At 69.5% G+C, this 22,198-nt stretch carries 18 protein-coding genes; 7 read left to right on the forward strand and 11 right to left on the reverse strand.

Features of this window, described 5'->3' with window-relative positions; translation table 11 throughout:
- Positions 1-66 precede the first annotated feature (66 nt).
- From J7I44_RS06720 to rsgA, 3 genes are all read right to left on the reverse strand, one after another.
- Positions 67-2,379 (reverse strand): NADP-dependent malic enzyme, encoded by a 2,313-nt coding sequence (locus J7I44_RS06720; RefSeq protein ID WP_209617822.1) that lies wholly within the window; start codon positions 2,377-2,379, stop codon positions 67-69.
- Positions 2,380-2,756: 377 nt separating this feature from the next.
- The gene (locus tag J7I44_RS06725) at positions 2,757-4,028 is read right to left on the reverse strand and encodes a peptidase MATCAP family protein (RefSeq protein ID WP_209617826.1); all 1,272 of its coding nucleotides are present in this window, start codon (positions 4,026-4,028) and stop codon (positions 2,757-2,759) included.
- A gap of 57 nt (positions 4,029-4,085) precedes the next feature.
- Positions 4,086-5,138, reverse strand: a complete 1,053-nt coding sequence (gene rsgA / locus J7I44_RS06730; protein ID WP_209617829.1) for a ribosome small subunit-dependent GTPase A — start codon at positions 5,136-5,138, stop codon at positions 4,086-4,088.
- Positions 5,139-5,240: 102 nt separating this feature from the next.
- Here rsgA and J7I44_RS06735 point away from each other — a divergent pair, with 102 nt between their 5' ends.
- The 3 genes from J7I44_RS06735 to grxD all read left to right on the forward strand — a co-directional run bounded on the left by J7I44_RS06735 (position 5,241) and on the right by grxD (position 8,205).
- On the forward strand, positions 5,241-6,500 hold the full coding sequence (locus J7I44_RS06735; RefSeq protein WP_209617831.1) for an aminotransferase class I/II-fold pyridoxal phosphate-dependent enzyme: 1,260 nt from the start codon (positions 5,241-5,243) through the stop codon (positions 6,498-6,500).
- Between the two features lie 91 nt (positions 6,501-6,591).
- Positions 6,592-7,191, forward strand: a complete 600-nt coding sequence (locus J7I44_RS06740; protein ID WP_209617836.1) for an SGNH/GDSL hydrolase family protein — start codon at positions 6,592-6,594, stop codon at positions 7,189-7,191.
- A gap of 90 nt (positions 7,192-7,281) precedes the next feature.
- The gene (gene grxD / locus J7I44_RS06745) at positions 7,282-8,205 is read left to right on the forward strand and encodes a Grx4 family monothiol glutaredoxin (protein WP_209617839.1); all 924 of its coding nucleotides are present in this window, start codon (positions 7,282-7,284) and stop codon (positions 8,203-8,205) included.
- Between the two features lie 190 nt (positions 8,206-8,395).
- Here the strand turns inward: grxD and J7I44_RS06750 are convergent, their stop codons facing one another.
- The 7 genes from J7I44_RS06750 to J7I44_RS06780 all read right to left on the reverse strand — a co-directional run bounded on the left by J7I44_RS06750 (position 8,396) and on the right by J7I44_RS06780 (position 18,198).
- The gene (locus tag J7I44_RS06750; RefSeq protein WP_209617842.1) at positions 8,396-9,409 is read right to left on the reverse strand and encodes an SDR family oxidoreductase; all 1,014 of its coding nucleotides are present in this window, start codon (positions 9,407-9,409) and stop codon (positions 8,396-8,398) included.
- A gap of 110 nt (positions 9,410-9,519) precedes the next feature.
- Complete coding sequence (locus tag J7I44_RS06755) at positions 9,520-9,900, reverse strand: sensory rhodopsin transducer (protein ID WP_209617845.1); 381 nt, start codon at positions 9,898-9,900, stop codon at positions 9,520-9,522.
- Positions 9,897-10,343: a PPC domain-containing DNA-binding protein gene (locus J7I44_RS06760; protein ID WP_209617848.1), complete on the reverse strand. Its 447-nt coding sequence runs from the start codon at positions 10,341-10,343 to the stop codon at positions 9,897-9,899. The genes J7I44_RS06755 and J7I44_RS06760 overlap by 4 nt, the downstream gene beginning before the upstream one ends.
- A gap of 359 nt (positions 10,344-10,702) precedes the next feature.
- The gene (locus J7I44_RS06765; protein ID WP_209617852.1) at positions 10,703-13,849 is read right to left on the reverse strand and encodes an FAD-binding and (Fe-S)-binding domain-containing protein; all 3,147 of its coding nucleotides are present in this window, start codon (positions 13,847-13,849) and stop codon (positions 10,703-10,705) included.
- Between the two features lie 103 nt (positions 13,850-13,952).
- Positions 13,953-15,095 (reverse strand): enolase C-terminal domain-like protein, encoded by a 1,143-nt coding sequence (locus J7I44_RS06770; protein ID WP_209617856.1) that lies wholly within the window; start codon positions 15,093-15,095, stop codon positions 13,953-13,955.
- On the reverse strand, positions 15,092-16,882 hold the full coding sequence (locus J7I44_RS06775; RefSeq protein WP_209617859.1) for a thiamine pyrophosphate-requiring protein: 1,791 nt from the start codon (positions 16,880-16,882) through the stop codon (positions 15,092-15,094). The genes J7I44_RS06770 and J7I44_RS06775 overlap by 4 nt, the downstream gene beginning before the upstream one ends.
- Positions 16,883-17,406: 524 nt before the next feature.
- On the reverse strand, positions 17,407-18,198 hold the full coding sequence (locus J7I44_RS06780; RefSeq protein ID WP_209617862.1) for an AMP nucleosidase: 792 nt from the start codon (positions 18,196-18,198) through the stop codon (positions 17,407-17,409).
- A 233-nt stretch (positions 18,199-18,431) separates the two neighbouring features.
- Here J7I44_RS06780 and J7I44_RS06785 point away from each other — a divergent pair, with 233 nt between their 5' ends.
- Positions 18,432-19,367 carry a DegV family protein gene (locus tag J7I44_RS06785; protein WP_209617865.1) on the forward strand — a complete coding sequence of 312 codons (936 nt, stop codon included), beginning with the start codon at positions 18,432-18,434 and terminating at the stop codon, positions 19,365-19,367.
- A gap of 268 nt (positions 19,368-19,635) precedes the next feature.
- Positions 19,636-20,301 carry a DUF4124 domain-containing protein gene (locus tag J7I44_RS06790; protein ID WP_209617868.1) on the forward strand — a complete coding sequence of 222 codons (666 nt, stop codon included), beginning with the start codon at positions 19,636-19,638 and terminating at the stop codon, positions 20,299-20,301.
- 110 nt (positions 20,302-20,411) lie between these two features.
- On the opposite strand, the gene J7I44_RS06795 is transcribed toward J7I44_RS06790, so the two are convergent.
- Positions 20,412-21,194, reverse strand: a complete 783-nt coding sequence (locus J7I44_RS06795) for an SDR family oxidoreductase (protein WP_209617871.1) — start codon at positions 21,192-21,194, stop codon at positions 20,412-20,414.
- Positions 21,195-21,275: 81 nt separating this feature from the next.
- On the opposite strand from J7I44_RS06795, the gene J7I44_RS06800 reads away from it, so the two are divergent.
- Entirely contained in the window at positions 21,276-21,485 is a 210-nt protein-coding gene (locus J7I44_RS06800) for a hypothetical protein (protein ID WP_209617874.1), read from the forward strand.
- A 311-nt stretch (positions 21,486-21,796) separates the two neighbouring features.
- A partial coding sequence (locus tag J7I44_RS06805) for an IS110 family transposase (protein WP_209617878.1) occupies positions 21,797-22,198 on the forward strand: 402 nt, incomplete at its 3' end.

Here is a 22,198-nt window from a genome sequence, read left to right on the forward strand (position 1 = left end):
ATCGGCCGCGTTCTTCGCTGCTGCCGGGCAACGCGGGCGGGGCGTGGTGCACCCCCGGTGCAGCGCCTAGCGCATGCTCCGCCAGGCTTCCGCGCCGGGCATGCGGCCGGCGGCACGGATCTGCGCATCCACCGCCGCGAGCGCGGTCATGTTGACCACGCGGCGCACGGTCGAGGCCGGGGTGAGGATGTGCGCGCTCTTGTCCACGCCCATCAGGATCGGGCCGATCGCCACGCCGCCGGTCATCACCTTGACCATGTTGTAGACGATGTTGGCGGCATCCAGATTCGGCAGCACGAACAGGTTGGCGCGCCCGGCGAGCGTACTGTTGGGGAAGATCCTCTGGCGCAACGCCTCGTCCCAGGCGGTGTCGGCCTGCATCTCGCCGTCGATCTCCAGCCGCGGCGCGCGCTCGCGGATCAACTGGTAGGCGTGGCGCATCTTGGCCGCGCTGGGATTGTCGTGGCTGCCGAAATTCGAGTGCGACAGCAGCGCCACCTTCGGCTCGATGCCGAACAGCTTCAGGCGGTAGCTCGCCTGCAGCGTGGCCTCGGCGATCTGCTCGGCGGTGGGGTCGACCTGCACGTGGGTGTCGACGAAGAACCAGGCGCCCAGGTCGTTGATCACGCCGGACATGGCCGAGGTGCACTGCACGCCCGGGTCCAGCCCGAACACGCTGCGCAGGTAGCCGAGTTTCTTGTGGTAGCGCCCGACCAGGCCGCAGATCATCGCGTCGGCCTCGCCACGCTCGACCATCAGCGCGGCGATCAGCGTCGGCCGCGAGCGCAGCAGGTTCTTGGCCGCCGCCGGAGTCACGCCGCGACGCTCGGTCAGCGCGTGGTACTGCTGCCAGTAGTCGTTGAAGCGCGGGTCGTCGTTGATGTTGGTGAGCTCGAAATCCACGCCCTCGCGGATGCGCAGGCCGAGGCGTTCGATGCGCTGGGCGATCACGTCCGGGCGGCCGATCAGGATCGGGAAGGCGAGCTTTTCGTCGATCACCGTCTGCACCGCGCGCAGCACGGTCTCTTCCTCGCCCTCGGCGTAGACCACGCGCTTGAGGTCGGTGCGGGCGCGCTCGTACACCGGCTTCATCAGCAGGCTGGTGCGGTAGATGAACTGGCCGAGCTTCTCGCGGTAGGCGTCCATGTCCTCGATCGGCCGGGCGGCCACGCCCGAGTCCATCGCCGCCTGCGCCACCGCCGGCGCCAGCATCACCAGCAGGCGCGGATCGAACGGACGCGGGATCAGGTACTCGGCGCCGAACGAGGGCACCTCGCCGCTGTAGGCGCCAGCCAGATCGGAGGCTTCCATCCGGGCCAGTTCCGCGATCGCGCGCACGCAGGCGAGCTTCATCGCCTCGTTGATGCCAGTGGCGCCCACGTCCAGCGCGCCGCGGAAGATGTACGGGAAGCACAGCGCGTTGTTGACCTGGTTCGGGTAGTCCGAGCGGCCGGTGGCGACGATGCAGTCCGGTCGCACGCGCCTGGCGTCTTCGGGCAGGATCTCGGGATGGGGGTTCGCCAGCGCCAGGATGACCGGCTTGTCGGCCATGGTCGCAACCATCTCCGGCTTGAGAATGCCGCCGGCGGAGAGGCCAAGGAACACGTCCGCGCCGGCCACGATCTGCGCCAGCTCGCGCTTGTCGGTGTCGCGCGCGTAACGCGCCTTGTCCGGGTCCAGGCCCTGGCGGCCGGTGTGGATCACGCCTTCGCGGTCGAACGCCAGGATGTTCTGCGGCTTCACGCCGAGCGCCACCAGCATGTCCAGGCAGGCGATGCCCGCCGCGCCGGCGCCGGTGGTGGCCAGCCGGATGTCGCCGATGTCCTTGCCGACCACCGCCAATGCGTTGAGCACGGCCGCGCCGACGATGATCGCGGTGCCGTGCTGGTCGTCGTGGAACACCGGGATGTTCATCCGCTCGCGCAGCTTGCGCTCGACGATGAAGCACTCCGGCGCCTTGATGTCTTCCAGGTTGATGCCGCCGAAGGTCGGCTCCATCGCGGCGATGATGTCGACCAGCTTGTCCGGGTCGCGCTCGTTCAGCTCGATGTCGAACACGTCGATGCCGGCGAACTTCTGGAACAGCACGCCCTTGCCTTCCATCACCGGCTTGCCGGCGAGCGGGCCGATGTCACCCAGGCCGAGCACCGCGGTGCCGTTGGTGATCACCGCGACCAGGTTGCCACGCGCGGTCATCTGGCTGGCCGCCTGCGGGTTCTCGACGATCGCCTCGCAGGCATAGGCCACGCCGGGCGAGTAGGCCAGCGCCAGGTCGCGCTGGGTCACCATCGCCTTGGTCGCGGTGACCTTGATCTTGCCGGGGCGGGGATGGCGGTGGTACTCGAGCGCGGCGTGGCGCAAGTCGTCGGGATGGGCCATGGGTGGCGGCTTTTCTGCGAGGGGAAGCGGTCTTACATGGTAGCAGGCGCACCCGTCGGTCAGGCCCCACGCCGGGCTCAGCCGGCCAGGTGGATCGCCTCCAACCCAGCGGCCAGGCCGGTCAGGAAGAAGGCCAGCGCGGCAAGCGCCAGCTGTCGGCGAGTGAGTAGCAGGCGGTGCGAAAACAGGCGCATGACGAGTCCCTTCGGCGGATCAGGCGATAACGATACCGGTTTGCAACGTGTGTTGCCGATGTCCTTTCGCGGCCGCAAAGGCGATCTTTCGCAAGTGCGCCGCAACGCTCTGGGTGGGCTTCAGCCCACCGCCAGCTAGCGAGAACGGTGGGCTGAAGCCCACCCTACGCCTGCCGATGGCCGTCAGAGCTGCAGGTTCAGCTCGTCGGCCTGCACCTGCCCCATGTGGATGCCGTTGACGAACAACGAGAACGCGAGCTTGCCGGCCAGGCCATGCACGCGCTGCATCCACGGCGGCAGCCAGCGCGGCGGCAGCAGGGTGCCGGCCTCGAAGTGCGGCTGCAGGGTGATCACGTCGTGCAGGGCCAGCTTGCCGGCGAACAGGTAGCGCAACAGGTCCATGCGCTGCTGCTTGAACGCCCAGCGGAAGAAGGTGTGCACGGTGAGCAGGCCGGAGAGGTACACGTTGTCCTTGGCGAACGCCGCGCCGCCGGTCAGCGGCACGCCGCGGAACACCCGCTGTGCGGAGTGGAAGCTGTCGGCCGCGCCCTGCCCGCAGTGGCGGAAGTACTTGTAGACCTCGACGAAGTCGGCGCCGTTGAGCGCCATGTCGATCGCCAGGATGCGCAGGCTTATGCGCTTCAGGCGCGCGATGTCGATGGCGCCGGAGATCAGTTCGGCGAACACCGCCAGGCCCTCCTGGGTAGCGGTCACGCGCGGCGAGGTCCGCGCCAGCGAGCCCAGCAGCGGCTGCTCACGCCCGTTGAGCGCGGTGAGCGAATGCACGAACGCCTCGTGCGCCAGCAACTGGTGGCGGTCGTACTCGCTGAAGTGCGCGCCGCCGCGCAGGCGGATGCGGGTGGCGCCGGCGGCGGCCTTGGCAGTGAGCTCGGGATCGACCTCGATGACGATGCGCCCGGGGCCGAAGAATTCGTCCAGCACGCGGCTCAGGTCCGCGCGCAGTTCCTCCGCGGAAAGATCCATGCTCACCGTGTCGGCGAGCAGGTCGGCACCCAGCTCGTCGGAGAGCTCGACGAAGTAGCGCGCCGCGTCCAGGTTGCTCTTGTCGCTGCCGGGAATCGCATCGCCGGGTCGCCCGTACAGGGCGATCGACGGTGCGGTGACGCCGGCGCTGCCCACCGCTTCGAGCATCTCGGCGGCAACCCGCCAGGAGGTGGCCGTGCGGCAGAGAAATTCGCCGATCGGGTCGCCGACCAGCAGCACCTCGGCCTCGCGTTCGATCGCCGCCAGCTCGGCGCGCACTGCCGCCAGGTCCGGGCGCAGGTAGTCCACCTGCGGCAGCGCGAAGTCGCCCTTGTCGTAGGCCTCGATCATGCGCCGCTCCAGCGAGGCCGGCCAGCTCACCGTGGGCAGGATGTTGATCGTGCGCGTGGCGACCAGCAGGCGCTGGTCGAGCGCGGCGTAAAGCCGGTGGGTGGAGGCGTCGATGTTCATCGCGACACCGGCGGGCACGCGGCGCCCGGACTCGCACAGGTGCCGCGCATGCCGCGCCTACTCCCGCTCGCGCCGGCCGCGCTGCCCGTGCGGGCGGTCCGCCGGACGACCGCCGCGCTGGCGGCGCAGGCGCGCTTCCAGCGTGGCCGCCTGCTCTTCGCGCTCGTCGCGCAGCTTGAGGTAGTTGCGCCAGCGCTCGGCGGTCAGCTCGCCTGAATCCAGCGCCGCCTGTACCGCGCAGCCCGGTTCGCTGCCGTGCCCGCAGTCGGCGAAGCGGCAGGTTTCGGCCAGCGTCTCGATGTCGGCGAACAGGTCGAGATTTTCCTCGCCGGTCAGCTTGAGCTCGCGCATGCCCGGCGTGTCGATCAGGCAGCCGCCCGAGGGCAGCATCAGCAGCGCGCGATGGGTGGTGGTGTGGCGGCCGCGGCTGTCGTGCGCGCGCACCTCGCCGGTGGCCATGCGCTCGGTGCCCAGCAGCGTGTTGGTCAGGGTGGACTTGCCGGCCCCCGACGAACCGACCAGCACCGCGCTGTCGCCGGGGCCGAGGTAGCGCGCGAGCAGCGCGGCGCTGGCCGGATCCTTGCCGTTGATGGCGTGGATCGGGGTGGTGTCCGGCAGGCGCTGGCGCAGCGCGCCCAGGCGTGCGCCGCCATCGGCGTGGAGATCGAGCTTGCTCAGCAGCACCACCGGCTGTGCGTTGGAATCCTCGATCAGCGACAGATAGCGCTCGATGCGCGCCGGGTTGAAGTCGTTGTCCAGCCCGGTCAACACCAGCACGTAGTCGATGTTGGTGGCGATGATCTGCCGTTCATAGCGCTCGCCCGCGGCGGCGCGCGAGAGCACGCTGCGCCGCGGCAGCACGGTGAGGATGTGCGGCGGGCGGCCCTCCTCCACTTCGACGAAGTCGCCGACCGCCGGCCGGTCGGCCGGATCGAGCGTGCGCTTGAGGAAATGCCCGGCCGGCTGCGCGCCGGACAGTGCCACGCCGTCATGCAGTTCGTAGCCGGCGCGATGCTGCGCCACCACGCGCGCGATGCGGCGTCCGCCGGGCGGCAGGTCACCGCGCCAACCGATGTGGCGCAGGCGTTCGAGGGTCGCGGCATCGCTCATAGGTGCCCGATTATGCCTTGCCGCGGCGGCGTTCGCCGTCTGCCCCGCGGGCACCCTGCGCTGCTAGCATCGGCGGCTTTACAAGGCCCCGCAGAGGACCCCGTGCAGGCTTCACCCCCTTCCGCGCCGATCACCCCCAGCCCCCACCTTGCCGACGTGCGTTACGAGATCCGCGGCGCGCTCACCCGCCGCGCCCGCGAGCTGGAGTCGGCCGGCCGCGCCATCGTCAAGCTCAACATCGGCAATCCGGCCCGCTACGGCTTCGAGACGCCCGCGCACCTGCGCCAGGCGGTCGCCGCGCACCTGGCCGACAGCGAAGGCTACGGCCACGAGCAGGGCCTGGACGAGGCGCGCGAGGCGATCGCCGCGCAGCAACGCGCGCGCGGCGCACAGGGCGTGGCGGTGGAGCGCATCTTCGTCGGCAACGGTGTCAGCGAGTTGATCGACCTGTCGCTGCGCGCACTGCTGCAGCCCGGCGACGAGGTGCTGCTGCCCAGTCCGGACTATCCGCTGTGGAGCGCCGCCACCATCCTCAACGGCGGGCGCCCGCGCTACTACCGCTGCCTGGCGCAGAACGCACACCTGCCCGATCCGGACGAACTGGAAGCGCTCATCACCCCGCGCACCCGCGCGCTGGTGCTGATCAACCCCAACAATCCGACCGGCGCGGTGTACCCCCGCGCGCTGCTGGAACGGCTGGTGGCGATCGCGCAGCGGCATGACCTGCTGCTGTTCGCCGACGAGATCTACGACGAGATCCTCTACGACGAGGCGCCGCTCCAGCCGCTGGCCGAGGTCGCCGGCGCGCACCCGTGCCTGAGCTTCGGCGGCCTGTCGAAGGTGTACCGCGCCTGCGGTTACCGCGTGGGCTGGCTGAGCCTGTCCGGCGATCCGGCGCGCACCGGCACCTACCGTGATGCGCTGCAGTTGCTGGCGGCGTTGCGGCTGTGCGCCAACATGCCGGCGCAGTGGGCGGTCGAGCCGGCGCTGAACGGGCGTGCCACCATCGCCGCGCTCACCGCGCCGGGCGGGCGCCTGCACGAGGCCCGCCGCGCCGTGATGGACGGCGTGGCGGCGAGCGGCTTTCTCGACCTGGCCGCCCCCGCGGGCGCGCTATATGCGTTCCCGCACGTGCGCGCCGAACAGCTGCCGCGTTTCGACGACAACACGTTTGCCCTGCGCCTGCTGGAAGAGGAAGCGGTGCTGGTCGTGCCCGGCTCGAGTTTCAACATACCGGCGAGCCGGCATTTCCGCCTGACCCTGCTGCCGCCGCCGGTGGAACTGGCGGACGTGTTCGTGCGGATCGAACGGGTGCTGTCGCGGATGGCGCAGGAGCAGGCGCACGAGCCGGCCGTCGCCTGAGGCCCCCGTGCGGCGGGGACAGGGGTCACGCACCTCCTACCAAGAGTGGCGGGCTACGCTTGACCATACGCACGCCGAAGGACGTACCGCCATGCCCCTGCACTACCTCGCCCTGGGTGATTCCTACACCATCGGCGAAGCCGTCCCCGCCACCGGCCGCTGGCCCGCGCAACTGGTGCGGCAGCTGCGCGCGCGTGGCGTGGCCATCGACGATCCGCAGATCATCGCCGTGACCGGCTGGACCACCGACGAGCTCTGCGCGGGCATGGACGCGGCCACGCTCACGCCGCCCTACGACCTGGTCACGCTGCTGATCGGGGTCAACAACCAGTACCGCGGGCGCTCGGCCGGAACGTACCGCACGCAGTTCAGCGGCCTCCTGCGCCGCGCGGTCGGCCTGGCCGGCGGGCGGCCCTCGCGCGTGGTCGTGGTGTCGATCCCCGACTGGGGCGTCACCCGCTTTGCCCGCGAGCAGGGCCGCGACCCTGCGCCGATCGCCCACGCACTGGACGTCTACAACGCGATCGCCCGCGACGAGGCGGGCCGCGCGGGCGCGCGCTGGGTGGACATCACGCCGCTTTCGCGGCGCCATCCGGACATGGTGGCGGCGGACGGCCTGCACCCGAGCGCGGAGCAGTACGCACTGTGGACGGACGCGATCCTGCCGGTCGCCGCCGCTGCGGTGAAGTAGCGCGCCGGTTGCGTCGCGCCGGTTGCGATCATGCGAAACGCCCCCAACCTGCGGGCGTATCATTGGCCCTCTTTGCCGGAGCTTTTCCCCATGTCCCTCGATCCTGCCACCCGCGAACGCATCGAAACCCTGCTCAAGGACCACCGCGTGGTGCTGTTCATGAAGGGCGACCGTCGCCAGCCGATGTGCGGCTTCTCCGCCGCGGCGACCAACACGCTCAATGAGCTGCTGCCCGACTACCACACGGTCAACGTGCTGGACGACCCGGAGATTCGCGAGGGCATCAAAGTGTTCGGCGACTGGCCGACCATCCCGCAGCTGTATGTCGAGGGCGAGCTGGTCGGCGGCGCCGACATCATCCGCCAGATGTATGCCAGCGGCGAGCTGCATTCGCTCTTCGGCGCGACGCCGCCGGACCGCACGCCGCCGGAAATCACCATCACCGACAAGGCGGCCGAAGCGATCCGCAACGGCATCGCCAACGCACAGGGGCTGGCGCTGCACCTGGAGATCGGGCCGGACCACAGCGCCGGCTTCCAGCTCGCGCCCGCGGGCGACCACGACATCGTGGTGACCGCGAACGGCATCGAGGTGCATTTCGATCCGGGCAGCGCGCAGCGCGCCAAGGGGATCGTGATCGACTGGGTCTCCACCGTGCAGGGCGAGGGCCTGAGCCTGAAGTTCCCCGGCGCGCAGGAGATCGGCTCGCTCAGCGTGCAGCAGCTCAAGGAGCGCCTGGCCGAGGGCAGCGTGCTGCTGGTCGACGTGCGTCCGGCCGCCGGCCGCGCCCAGGCGGCGCCGCTGGCGCTGGCGCGCGTGCTGGAGGACGAAGGCTACGACGCGCTGGCCGCGCTGCCGAAGGACACCGCGATCGCCTTCATCTGCCATCACGGCAACTCCAGCCGCGGCGTGGCCGAGCGTTTTGCAGCGCACGGCTTCAGCAACGTGTTCAACGTCGAGGGCGGCATGGACGCGTGGGCGCGCGAGATCGATCCGTCGGTGCCGCGTTACTGAGCGTTCTGGCGAACCGCCCCCTTCCGCCTGTCGGCACCTTCCCCCGTGCAACGGGGGAAGGCTCACGAACGGGCTTTCCCGCACTTTGACGCGATCCGATCCTTCCCGCGCTGCGCGGGGGAAGGTGCCCGAAGGGCGGATGGGGGCGGCCGGAGCGGGCGGTTCCATCATGCCGCTGCCCAGGACCGCCCTAGCGCCGCAAGCCCGCCCGCATGCCGCGGCGACCGGCCCACAACAACGCCCCGGCCGCCAGCGCCCCCGCCGCGACCACGCCGCGATGCGTCGTCGCCCACAGCTGCAGGCTGTAGCCCTTCGAACGCGTATCGAAGCGCCCGTGCGTGCCGTAATCCTCCGGCACCGCCTCGTACAGGTTGTCCGGCCGGTCCTCCGGCAGCGGCAGCTTGCCCATCTGGCCGGCGTAGCCGAGTTTGACCAGACGGCGGTCCGCCAGTTTCGGGAACAGCTTGTTGCCCAGGATCGCCTTGACCGCCGGGAAGCCGACGTTGAGCTCGCGCCGACGATGGTGCGCCGCCCAATGGATGCCCTTGGCCGCGACCTCGGGCTGGAAGATCGGCGGCACCGGCTGCGGCCGGCGGGGCAGCTTGGTGCGGCCCCACTGGAATTGCGGCGTGTTGAACGCGGACAGCTGCACCATCGTGATGTGGATGTCGCTCTGGTCGTGCATCAGTTCCACGCGCAGCGCGTCGGTGAAGCCGCGGATGGCGAACTTCGCGCCGCAGTAGGCCGATTGCAGCGGGATTGCCCGGTAGGCGAGCGCCGAACCCACCTGCACGATGGTGCCGCGGTTGCGCTCGCGCATGCGCTTGAGCGCCGCCATCGTGCCGTACACGGTGCCCAGGTAGGTGACCTCGGTGGCGCGCTTGAATTCGGCGGGGCTGATGTCGTGCACGGGCGAGAAGATGGTCGCCATCGCATCGTTGACCCAGATGTCGATCGGACCGAACTCCTGCTCCACACGCTCCGCGGCCGCCTCCACGGCGTCGGCATCGGACACGTCCAGCGGGATCGGCAGGGCTTCGCCACCCAGTGTGCGCACCTCCTCGGCGGCCCGTTCCAGGCCCTCGCTGCTGCGCGCGATCAGCGCGATGCGCGCGCCGTCGCGTGCGAAGCGATGCGCGGTGGCTCGGCCGACGCCGGCGGAGGCGCCGGTGATGACGACGACTTCGGGTTTCTTGTTGTGCATGTGCGACTCCTGGAACGCTCCTGCAGATGCGCCGTCGTGGGCAATGCCTTTTTCCAGCGCGCCTGGGCGCGGGAGCATCGCCCGCAACGGGGCGCCCGCAAGGGATGGGGCTAGCTGTAGGCGATGGTGGAGAGCAGCGCGAGCGCGGCCTGGCGCGAATCCAGCCGCGTGTGCTGCACCACGATCGGGACGTCCGACTCGATAACGCTGGAGTAGTCGGTGTCGGTCGGGATCGGTTCCGGATCCTTCAGGTCGTTGAAGCGCAGGTGCAGCGTGCGCCGCGCCGGGACGGTGACGCGGTAGGGCCCGGCCGGCTCGCGGTCCTTGAAATAGATGGTGATGGTGACCTGCGCGTCCTGCGCGTTGGTGTTGAGCAGGCAGGCGGTTTCGTGGCTGAGGAAGCGCGGGTCGTCCGCGTGCGTGCCCCCGGGCGGGATGTAGCCTTCGGCGATGGCCCAGCGGCGTTCGCCGATCGGTTCTGGCGTGGTCATGGCAGCTCCTTGTCGAGGTGGATCAGGGCGAGGCCCGAGGACGGGTCGTGGCGACGGCGCAGGTGCGCGGGCGCCTCGGTGAGAATCACTTCCAGCGTGGGCCGTACGTGGCCTTCGAGCAGGTGGCCGCCGAGTGCGCGCCCGTCGGACTGGCCGAGCACGGCATGCATGTGCAGTTTCGGCTCGTCGTCCTTGAGCGCCACGTCGCCGATCAGCGACACCACTTCGACCTGCTCGTCGACGGCATTGCGCTTGTACTGCTTGCTGTCCCAGGCGAAGTAGCCCAGCACCGCGCGCTCGAACGCGCCAATGGCGGTCAGGTGCGCGGCCGACAGCTGCTGATCCCGGGCGAAGGCGAGCAGGCAGGCATTGGCCTCGTCGCCGGTCTCGAGCACGACGGCCCAGGTGCGCGTGTCGTCCTGGTGGATCAGTTGGTAGTGCATCGGTGTGAGCTCCTGCGGTGCTGGATCCTGTGAAGAGCGGCGTCGGTGGGGTGGGCGTTTTTGTTCCGGTCACCCCCATCCGCCTGTCGGTACCTTCCCCCGCGAGACGGGGAAAGGCTCACCAGCGCTGGCTCCTGCAAAAAGGCGCGCCTGCGTTGTTGCTCGCAGGCGAGAGCGGGATCGGGGGGCCCGGGGTTTTCGCTCTAATCGCGCCCATTCGCCTGTCGGCGTTTTTTCCCTGCGGGACGGGGGAAGGTTCACGGACGCGCGCTTCCGCAGGGTGGAGCCTTCCCCCGTCTCACGGGGGAAGGTGCCCGAAGGGCGGATGGGGGCGACCGGCGCGGGCAGTCCCGTCACGCTTACTGCCCTCCCCAGGCCTCGCCGCCACGCCCGGGCTCGGGGCGTGCCGACGGCAGCGAGGCTTCGCGTTCGCGCACCGGAATGGCGTCCAGGTTGGAGCTGCCCTGCGCCAGCGCCATCGCCAGCACCTGCGACACGTCCAGCGCGGTGCGCCCGGTGCATTGCTGGATCTGCTGCCGGCAGGAGAAACCGTTGGTGATGATCAGCGTGTCCGGATCGGCCGCGCGGATGGTCGGGAGCAGTTCCAGCTCGCCGATCGCGAGCGAGACGTTGACCTTCTTCGCGTCGAAGCCGAACGAGCCGGCCATGCCGCAGCAGCCGGCGTCGAGGAAGGTGAAGTCCAGCCCGGCCTTGGCCAGCAGCCGCTTCTCCGCATCGGTGCCGATCACCGCATGGTGGTGGCAGTGCGCGTGCACCAGCGCCTTGCGCCTGAACTGCGGCGGCGCGTAGCCGACGCGGTCGAGGTATTCGCTGAACAGGAAGGTGTTGCGTGCCAGCCAGTGCGCGCGCTCGTCACCCGGGAACAGATTGGGCAATTCGTCGCGGAAGGCCGCCACGCAGGAAGGCTCCAGTCCCACCACCGGCACGCTGCGGTCGATGTGCGGCGAGAGCGCGTCGAGGATGTCGGAAAGTTGCGCGCGCGCCTTGTCCAGCATGCCCTCGGCATACAGCGGCCGGCCGCAGCACAGCGTCGCCTGCGGCACCACCACGCGGTAGCCGGCCGCTTCCAGCACGCCGACGGCATCCTTGAGCGGATCCGGATGCAGGTAGTTGTTGAAGGTGTCGGGCCACAGCAGCACGTCGGACCCGCGCGTGCGCGGGGCCTGGCGTGCTGCGAACCAGTCGCGGAAGGTCTCGCTGACGAAACGCGGCATCGTGCGTCGCTGGGCGATGCCGCCGATCGCCTTGGCCAGGTGCGAAAGCCCGGGCGTCTGCAGCACCGCGTTGGCCAGCCAGGGCACGTGCGAGGCCACGCGCGCCACATCGAAGATGCGCCCCATCGCGTAGGCCGCGCGCGGGCGCAGCCGACCCTTGTAATGGTGGTGCATGAACTCGGCCTTGTAGGTGGCCATGTCCACGTTGACCGGGCAGTCGCTCTTGCAGCCCTTGCAGGCCAGGCACATGTCCAGCGCATCGCGCACCGCCTCGCTGCGCCAGCCGTCCTTGAGCGGGTCGCCCTCGAGCATTTCGAACAGCAGGTGCGAGCGCCCGCGCGTGCACCATTTCTCCTCGTGGGTGGCGCGGTAGCTGGGGCACATCACGTTCTTGTGCTTGTTGCGGCAGTTGCCCACGCCGACGCAGCGGCGCGCGGCCTGGGCGAAGCTCATGCCGTCGGCCGGATAGGCGAACGCGGTCTTCAGCTTCGGCGGCTGGTAGCCGGGGCCATCGCGCAGGTCGGCGTCCATCGGGTTGGGATCGACCACCTTGCCCGGGTTCATGCGCCCGCGCGGATCCCACAGCGCCTTGAACTCGCCGAACGCCTGGACCAGCTCGTCACCGAACATCTTGGGCAGAAAGGAAGCCCGCACCTGGCCGTCGCCGTGTTCGCCCGAGAGCGAGCCGCCGTAGGACAGCACCAGGTCGGAGGCCTCGTCCATGAACGCGCGCCACTGCGCCACCGCCTCGGGGGTGGAGAGGTCGAAGGCGATGCGGCAGTGGATGCAGCCGTCGCCGAAGTGGCCGTACAGCGCGCAGGTGTAGGTGTACTTGGCCAGCAGCTTGCGGAAGTCGCGCAAGTAGGGACCGACCTTGTCCGGTGGGACGGCGGCGTCCTCCCAGCCCGGATGGCCGTCCGGCTGGCCGGGCACGCGCGCGGTGGCGCCCAGGCCCGACTCGCGGATGGTCCACAGCATGCCCTCCTCGTCCTTGTCGTCGAACAGCTTCATGCTCGGCGGGTGGTCGTCCTGCTTCAGCGCCGCCATCAGCTTGCGTGCCTTGGCGTCGGCCTCCTCCTTGGAGTCGCCGCCGAACTCGACCATCAGCCAGCCGCCGCCGGGCGGCAGCAGGGCGCGGTCCTTCGGATGCATGTCCTTGCGCTTCATGTCGGCGATCAGCGCATCGTCGATGCCCTCCAGGCCGGTCGGACCGTAAGCGAGGATCTGCGGCACGTGGTCGCCCGCCTCGAACACGTCCGGGTAGCCGAGCACCAGCAGCGATCGCACCGGCGGGCTGGGCACCAGCCGCACCTCCGCCTCCAGGATCGTCACGCAGGTGCCCTCGGTGCCGACCAGCGCGCGTGCCACGTTGAAGCCGTTCTCCGGCAGCAGTTCGTCGAGGTTGTAGCCGGACACGCGGCGCGGGATCTTCGGGTAGCGCGCGCGGATCAGGTCGGCGTAGCGGTCGCGGATGGACTTGAGGCCTGCGTAGATCTCGCCGCGGCGGCCGCCCTCGCGGATGATCCGTTCGAGCTCCTCCTCGCTGGTCGGTCCCACGCGCATGCGCAGGCCGTCGTAGGTGACGATCTCCAGCGCATGGACGTTGTCGGCGGTGCGCCCGGCCATCACCGAATGCACGCCGCAGGAGTTGTTGCCGATCATGCCGCCCAGCGTGTTGTGCGCGTGGGTGGAGGGATCCGGGCCGAAGGTGAGGTGGTGCTTCTCCGCTTCGTCGCGCAGGTCGTCCAGCACGCAGCCGGGCTCGATACGCGCACGCCGCTGCTCCGGGTCGATCGCGACGATCTGGTTGAGGTGGTAGGAGAAATCCATCACTACCGCGGTGTTGCAGCACTGGCCGGCCAGGCTGGTGCCGCCGCCGCGCGAGAGCACCGGCGCGTCGTGCTCGCGGCAGATGCGCAGCACTTCCTCCACGTCCCTGGCATGGCGCGGCTTGACCACGCCGATCGGCACCTGGCGGTAGATCGAGCCGTCGGTGGCGTACAGCGCGCGGCTGCCGTCGTCGAAACACACCTCCCCTTCAAGCGCCGCGGCCAGGTCCTGCGCCAGCACGGCGGCGGCGGCGCTGGAGAAGGCGAGGCGGTCGCTGTGCGAATGGCGCACGCGCGGCGGCGCCAGCGGCAGTACCGCGGCATCGCGGTGGCTGTCCTGGCGGTCGCGGCCGTCGGTGGAGGATGCGGCCGCCTCGGCGCCGGGGGCGTCGGGCTTGCGGGGAAACGAAGGGACGGAGCCGTGTTCTCGCTGTTGGGTCATGTCACTCTCCGGTGCCTTCCTGTAGGAGCCCGCTCGCGGGCGATGCTTTTGGCCGGGAACATCGCCCGCAAGCGGGCTCCCACGAAGAGCGGGCAAGGGTGCATCAATCGGCCTCCGGCGCGACGCGATACCGTTCCGCGTCGCGCTGCCTGAAGGTCAGGCCCAGGCCTGGCGCGTCCGCATCGACCACCAGCGCGCCATCGCGCAGCGCCGGCAGGCCGTCGAAGAACATCGACTCGATGCGCGCGTGGTCGTGGAAGTACTCCACGTGCTTCAGGTGCCCCACCGCACTGCAGACGTGCGCGTGCAGGTGCGGCGCGCAGTGCGCCGAGACCGGGATGCCGAAGCCGTGCGCCACCGCGGCGGCGTGCAGGAAGCCGGTGAAGCCGCCGCAGCGGGTACCGTCGACCTGCAGCACGTCGACCGCGCCGGCCTGGAGCATGCGGCGGAAATACCAGGCATCCCAGCCGTACTCGCCGGCAGCGACATTCATGCCGGCGGGTGCACGGTCGCGCAGCAGGCGCAGCCCTTCGAGGTCATCGGAGGACACCGGCTCCTCGAACCAGCCCACGCCCTCGTGCGCGTAGCACTCGGCCAGCGCCAGCGCCTGCTTGCGCTCATAGGCGCCGTTGCCGTCGACCATCAGCTCCGGCGCCGCGCCGATCGCCTCGCGCGCGGCATGCACGCGCGCCGGATCGTCGTCCGGATGCGTGCCGACCTTCATCTTGACCCGCGCCATACCCTGTTCGACCCAGCCGGCGAGTTGGTCCTGCAGGCGCTCGATGGTGTAGGAGGTGAAGCCGCCGCTGCCGTACACCGGCACCGCCTCGCGTGCACGGCCCAGCAGGCGCACCACCGAGGTACCGTGCAGGCGCGCCTTCAGATCCCACAGCGCGACGTCGACGGCGGCGATCGCCATCAGGCCGACGCCGGGACGACCGATGTTGCGCAGCGCCCGGTTCATCGAAGCCCACGCGCCGGGGATGTCGTCGGCATCCTGGTTGAGCAGCACGTCGCGCAGCGGGTCGGCGATCACCGCGCCCGCGGCGGCGTGCGCGTAGGTCCAGCCCAATCCGGTGTGGCCGCCGGCGGAGACCTGCGCCAGCACTATCGTGGTCGCGTCCCAGGCGATGGTGCCGTCGGCTTCCGGGCCATCGGTCGGAATGCGGTAGGCATCGACCTCGATGCGTGCGATGCGGCGCGTTGCCGGAACGGTCGCGGCGGGTGAGGGCCGCGCAGCGTTCATCGCTGGCTGTGCGGCAGGATGCCGGCGAGCACCTGGCGCAGGCTCTGCTTGATGATGCCGCCCTCGTCCGGGTCGCCCTTGGCCAGCGCGGTCATGTAGTCCTTGGCCTGCTTCCAGGTGATGTGCGGCGGCAGCGGCGGCACGTCCGGGTCGCTGATGATGTCCAGCAGTACCGGGCGGTCGGCGGCGAACGCCTGCTCCCACGCGGTGCCCAGGTCCTCGGGGCGGTCGACGCGGATCGCCTTGAAGCCGAGCAGCTCGGCGTACTTGGCGTAGGAGAATTCCTCCACGTCCTGTGACTGCGAGAACTTCGGGTCGCCGCCCAGCGCGCGCTGCTCCCAGGTGACCTGGTTGAGGTCGTCGTTGTGCAGCACCATCACCACGAAGCAGGGGTTGGACCACTGCTTCCAGTACTGCTTGACGGTGATCATCTCGGCGTTGCCGTTCATCTGCATGGCGCCGTCGCCGACGATCGCCAGCACCGGCCGTTCCGGGTAGGCGAACTTGGCCGCAATCGCGTAGGGCATGCCGCTGCCCATGGTGGCGAGCTTGCCCGAGAGCGAGGCCATCATGCCCTTGCGGATCTTCACGTCGCGCGCGTACCAGTTGGTGTGCGAGCCGCAGTCGCCGCAGATGATGGTGTTGTCCGGCAGGCGCGGGGAGAGTTCCCAGAAGATGCGCTGCGGGTTGATCGGGTTGGCCGGCTCCATCGCCTTCGCTTCCAGGTCCCGCCACCACTTGCGCACGTTGAGCTCGATGCGCTCGCGCCAATCGGGGTTCTCCTTCGGCCGCAGCAGCGGCAGCAGGCGTTCGAGCACCTGCGCGCTGTCGCCGATCAGGTTCACCTCGGTCGGGTAGCGCATCGACACGTTGCGCGGATCGATGTCGATCTGCACCGCGCGCGCCTGGCCTTCCTCGGGCAGGAATTCGGAATACGGGAAGGTGGTGCCGACCATCAGCAACGTGTCGCAGTCGTTCATCATGTCCCAGCTCGGCTTGGTGCCGAGCAGGCCGATCGAGCCGGTGACGAACGGCAGGTCGTCCGGCAGCGCGGCCTTGCCGAGCAGCGCCTTGGCCACGCCCGCGTCGAGCTTGTTGGCGACCGCGACCACCTGGTCGCCCGCGTGCATGGCGCCGGCGCCGATCAGGATCGCCACCTTGCGCCCGTCATTGAGAATATCGGCCGCGCGCTTGATGTCGGCATCGCTCGGCACCGGACAGGGATTGGCGTAGCCGACGCCGGTGTAGATGTCGTTGTGCTTGCGCGGCGGGTGCTTGACCGCCGGAAGCTCCTGGATGTCGTTGGGCACGATCACGCAGGTGACGGTGCGCCGCGCCGCGGCGATGCGGATGGCACGATCCATCACCTGGCGCACCTGCACCGGCGAGAGCACCGTTTCGACGTAGCCGCAGACGTCCTGGAACAGCACCTGCAGATCGACTTCCTGCTGGTAGTCGCTGCCGATCGCGCTGCGCGCGGACTGGCCGACGATCGCCAGCACCGGCATGTGATCCATCTGCGCGTCGTACAGGCCGTTGAGCAGATGGATCGCGCCGGGGCCGGAGGTGGCCATGCACACGCCGATCTCGCCGGTGAACTTGGCATGCGCGCCGGCCATGAAGGCGGCCATTTCCTCGTGGCGCACGCGCACGTAGTCGAAGCGCTCCGCTGCGCGCCCCATCGCGCCCATGATTCCGTTGATGCCATCGCCCGGGAACCCGAAGATGCGCCGGATGCCCCAGTCGGTGAGGCGTTGCAGGATGAAGTCGCCGACGGTTTCGCTCATGGGCTGCTGGCTCCTTGCGGGCGCGGGGCGCCGCTGACGGGGCGCAAGGGCTCTCCTCGCGCGGGGAGCGCGTGCCTGTCAGAGCTCGAGGGAATCTGGCAAGGATCGACGAAACGGGGAACGTCAACGCCGACACGCGCAAGGGATTGGACCCCGATACCTTGCCGCGCCCGCGGTCATCCGCGGGTGAAAAAGGCGCGATGCGAACGCTACGTTTGGCGCAGTTTCTTGCGGTGCGTGATGGACGCCCGCCGAGCACGCGTCAATGATGTGGCGCGGGGCTGCGAGAGGGAGTCAGTCCGTAGCCGTCGGCAAGCTCGCCACCATCCGCCTGTCGGCACCTCCCCCCCCGTTCGCGGGGGAAGGCTCGGATACGTGGCAGTCGGCACGATCCCTTCCCGCATTCGATGGGGAGGTTCGGACGCGTAGCGGTCGGCACGATCCTTCCCCCGTTCACGGGGGAAGGTGCCCGCAGGGCGGATGGGGGAAGCCTTGCCTCGCCCCCCCCCCAGGACACCCCCGCCTCAGTCGCCTTCCATCTCGTCCTCGAACCGCAGGTGCTTGACGCTGCGCCCGTTGCGCCGCACCAGCTTGAGCGCCTCGATGCCGATGCGGATGTGCGCCTCGACGTACTTCTCGGTCACGCTCCGGTCGCTCGCCTCGGTCTTGACGCCCTCGGGGATCATCGGCTGGTCGGACACCAGCAGCAGCGCGCCGCAGGGAATCTTGTTGGCAAAGCCGGCGGCGAAGATCGTCGCCGTCTCCATGTCCACCGCCATGCAACGGGTGCGGCGCAGGTAGTCCTTGAACGCCTCGTCGTGTTCCCACACGCGCCGGTTGGTGGTGTAGACGGTACCGGTCCAGTAGTCGTGGCCAAGGTCGCGGATCATGGTCGAGACCGCGCGCTGCAGCTGGAACGCCGGCAGCGCCGGCACTTCCGGCAGCAGGTAGTCGCCGGAGGTGCCCTCGCCGCGGATCGCGGCGATCGGCAGCACCAGGTCGCCGAGCTGGTTCTTCTTCTTCAGCCCGCCGCACTTGCCCAGGAACAGCGCCGCGTGCGGCTGCACCGCGCTGAGCAGGTCCATCACGGTGGCGGCGTTGGGGCTGCCCATGCCGAAGTTGATCAGCGTGATGCCGTCGGCGGTGGCGTTGGGCATCGGCCGGTCGCGGCCCTGCACTTCGACGCCGTGCCACTGGGCGAACAGGTCCACGTACAGGCCGAAATTGGTCAGCAGGATGTGCTGGCCGAACTGCTCCAGCGGCGTGCCGGTATAGCGCGGCAGCCAGTTGGAGACGATCGCTTGCTTGTCTTTCATGGTGTTTCCGAAGGGAACGCATCGCGGTCGCGATGCGCGCGCGCCGGCGACGCCACGCCGGCAGGAGCCATTCGAGTGCCGGCATTCTACGTGCGGACACGCCGCGACGTCACTCAAGCCATCGCGAAAGCAGCCGATAAACCGGACGAAAACCGCGCTGCATGAACCAAGTCGCAGTATTGACGCGCGTGTTATGTTCGGCGCGTCATTGACCAGGGGGATGACACATGCGGATGGGGCTGGCAATCGATGCGTCCTGCGACCTGCCGCAGGCGTTCCTCGCGCAACACAACATCGCGGTGATGCCGGTCATCGTGAAGCTCGACGGCAGCGTCTTCAAGGACAACCGCAACCAGGACGAGATCGACCGCTTCCTCCACATGGAACTGGCCGGCACCCACGCGGCCGAGACCGAGCCCTGCTCGGTCGAGGACGTGCAGCGGATGTTCCTCGACAAGCTGGTGCTGGAGCAGGACTGCGTGTTCTGCCTGACCATCACCGCCACGCGCAGCCCGATCCACGAGAACGTGCTCAAGGCCAGCTTCGCCATCCTGAAGAACTACCGCGAGGTGCGCGAGCGCGCCGGCGTGCCCGGCCCGTTCCTGATGCGCGTGGTCGACACCCGCAACGTATTCGCCGGCGAAGGTCCGGCGGTGTTCGAGGCCACGCGGCTGATCGCCGCCGGCGAGGCGCCGCCGGTCATCCGCGAGCGGCTTGGCGTCATCGCCAACCACACCTATGCCTACATGCTGCCGCGCGACCTGCACCATCTGCGCAGCCGTACCCGCAAGCGCGGCGATCGCAGTGTCAGCCTGTTCAGCGCAGTGGTCGGCACGGCGCTCGACATCAAGCCGCTGTTGCGCTGCTTCCGCGGCGAGACCGGCCCGGTGGGCAAGGTGCGTGGCTTCGAGCACGGGGCCGAGATGCTGTTTGCCTATGCCGTCCGCCGCGTGCGCGCCGGCCTGATGGTCCCGGTGATGTGCGTCAGCTACGGCGGCGACCTGGCCGAGCTGGCCAGGCTGCCGGGTTACGACACGTTGCGCCAGGCCTGCGAGGAAGCCGGCGTGACATTGCTGGAAGCGCCGATGAGCATCACCGGCATGGTCAACGTCGGCGAAGGCGCGGTCACGCTGGGCTTCGCCGCCGAGGAACACGAGCCCGATTTCTAGGCCGTCGCGCGGCCGATCCCCTGCGCCCTCCTTTCGGCGAAAGGCTGGCGTGAGGGGCGGGCGGGTTCTGCTCCCTATCCCCGCGAGGGGGAAGGTTGGGGTATGGGTGGGGCCGCCGCGGTCCTGCTCCCTCTCCCCGGCGGGGAGAGGGCTGGGGTGAGGGGCCGGGGCTCGCGGGAAACCGGGGACAATGCGGCACGCTCCTTCAAGGCCACTCGGTAACGCGGTTTCCACCACCGGGTCATCGGCGCGGTCCTACAATCGCCGCATGCGCCGCCCGCCACTCCCCGCTCTGCTGGGCCTCGGCCTGCTCGCCACCGCGCTGACAGGTACGGCGGCGGCCACCACCATCTACGAATGCACCACCGCCGATGGCCGGGTGATCTACCAGGACACACCCTGTAGTGCAGGCCAGCAACAGCGCACCATGCAGGTCGCCGATGCTCCCGCGGCGCCGCGACCGCCCAGCCCGCCCGCCCCCGCCTCAGCACCCCGACCTGCCGCCCCACCGCCTACTCGCGCCCCTTCCGTACCTTCCGCACCGCTGCCGCTGATGTACACCTGTGTGCGCGCCACCGACGGCAAGAGCTACCTCAGCGACAACGGCAACCCACCGCCCTACCAGGCGCCCTACGGCGTGCTGGGCGCCGGGCAGCTGCCGCTGTCGGAGGTCTACGGGCCCGATCGCGGCGGCGCCGGTATCGCCGCCCCCGAGGCCAACCGCGGGCGCGTCAGCTCCGGCCTGGTGGCGAACAACTACGTCTGGGTGCAGGACCAGTGCCGCGAGCTGGACGTGGAGGAAACCTGCCAGGCCCTGCAGGACGCCTACGACGAGAACGAGCACAAGCTCGGCAACGCCTTCAAAAGCCAGCGTCCGCCGCTGGAGAAGCGCGAGGCGCAGTTGCAGACGCAACTGGCCAACTGCGGCGACTAGCTCGCGGGAGCGCCGCCTTCCTGCAGGAGCCCGCTTGCGGGCGATGCTCTGAGGGTGATCCAGCGGAGCAGGAGCATCACCCGCAAGCGGGCTCCTGCCGTGGCGTCTGGCTAGAAGCCGAAGCTCAGGAAGCCGCCATCCACCGCCAGCACCTGCCCGGTGATGTAGCCGGCGGCCGGCAGGCACAGGAAGGCCACCGCGGCGGCCACTTCCTCCGGTTCGCCGATGCGTTTGAGTGGTGTGCGCTCGAGCACCTCTTCCAGGTAATCGACGTCGGCCAGCGCCGCTTCCGAGCGCTGCGTGCGGATGTACCAGGGCGCCACCGCGTTGACGCGGATGCCGTCCACCGCCCATTCCACGGCCAGGTTGCGGGTGAGCTGGTGCAGTGCGGCCTTGCTCATGCCGTAGGGCGAGCCGGTGCGCACGTGCACCATGCCGGAGACCGAGCCGACGTTCACGATCGCCGCGTTGCCGTGCTCGGCCAGGTGCGGGTGCGCCAGCCGGCACATCTCGAACGCACTGAACAGGTTCTGCTCGAAGATCGCGCGGTAGTCAGCGCTGTCGTAGGCCAGCGTGGCATCGGGCGCGTTGCCGCCGGCGTTGTTGACCAGCAGCGAGACCGGCGCGTCGATGTCGGCGATCCAGTCGAACACCGCCAGCCGCTCCTCGTCCTCGGCCAGGTCGGCGGCGAAGGCGAGCACCTCGCGCCCGGGCAGGTCCTCGGCCAGCTCGGCGCGGACCTGCTCCAGATGGACGTCGTCGCGCGCCACCAGCAACAGGTCCGCACCCAGCCCGCCAAGTTCGCGCGCCACGGCCAGGCCGATGCCCTTGCTGGCGCCAGTGATCAGGGCGGTGTGGCCGGAGAGCTGCCAGGCGTCGGTGCGCGGGTTCATGGGCGCAGAGCTTAGCCGATGCGCTTGCCGCGATCGCGCGGCGGCGGGACACTGCCCACCGGGTCGATCAGGGGAACCGCCATGAAACTGTTGCTGCCACTCGCCTGCCTGCTCGCGCTGGCCGGCTGCTCGAACAAGGCACCCGAACCGCAGGCCACCGCCGCGGCCGAGCGCGTGGCCACCCCATGGGACGACCTGAAGAAGGACGAGCAGAAGGCAAAGGACGTGCAGAAGGTACTCGACGATCAGGCCGCGGCGCAAAAGAAAGCGCTGGATGACGCCGAGCAGTAAGCACCACCTGCCTGTGCGCGACCGAAGTCGCAGCGCCCGCTATCAAGTCCTTCCCCCGCGAAACGCGGGGGAAGGTGCCGACAGGCGGACAGGGACGCTTGCCCGGATGCACCGTCCAGCCTTTCGCAAGGTCTCCCCCATCCGCCCTGCGGGCACCTTGTAAGTTAATCCCCTCACGCCAGACCGTTACACCTTAGGTCACCAGACCGTGGGGAAGCTTGGGTCGGCGTGAGTTTTTCCTTCAAGAACCCGAACAGTTGCCAGGGCTCAAAGCCCGCTTCCGCAAGGTTGGGTGCATGGGAGACGCAAGCGTGACCAAGAACGTTTTTGTGGGCGTGGATGTGTCCAAGGCCCGATTGGATGTCTTTGTTACCGAGGGCGAGCAGGTATGGGCCCTCAGCAATGATGAGACGGGCGTGGCCGAGCTGGCCGGTAGGCTGGAGCCGCTGGCTCCCTCGCTGGTGGTGCTGGAAGCCACCGGCGGCCTGGAGCGGGAGCTGGTGGCCCAGTTGATGGCGGCACAACTGCCGGTCGTGGTGGTCAATCCACGGCAGGTGCGCGCGTTTGCCAAGAGCCTGGGCCGGTTAGCCAAGACCGACGCGCTCGACGCGCGGATCCTGGCGCTCTTCGGCGAGCGCATTCGCCCGGCGCTGCCTGAGCCCGATACCCAGGCCCTGGCCGACCAGTTGGCCCGCCGACGCCAGTTGGTGGAG

The sequence above is a fragment of the Frateuria flava genome (genome assembly GCF_017837635.1).
GTDB classification, from domain to species: Bacteria; Pseudomonadota; Gammaproteobacteria; order Xanthomonadales; family Rhodanobacteraceae; genus Frateuria_A; species Frateuria_A flava.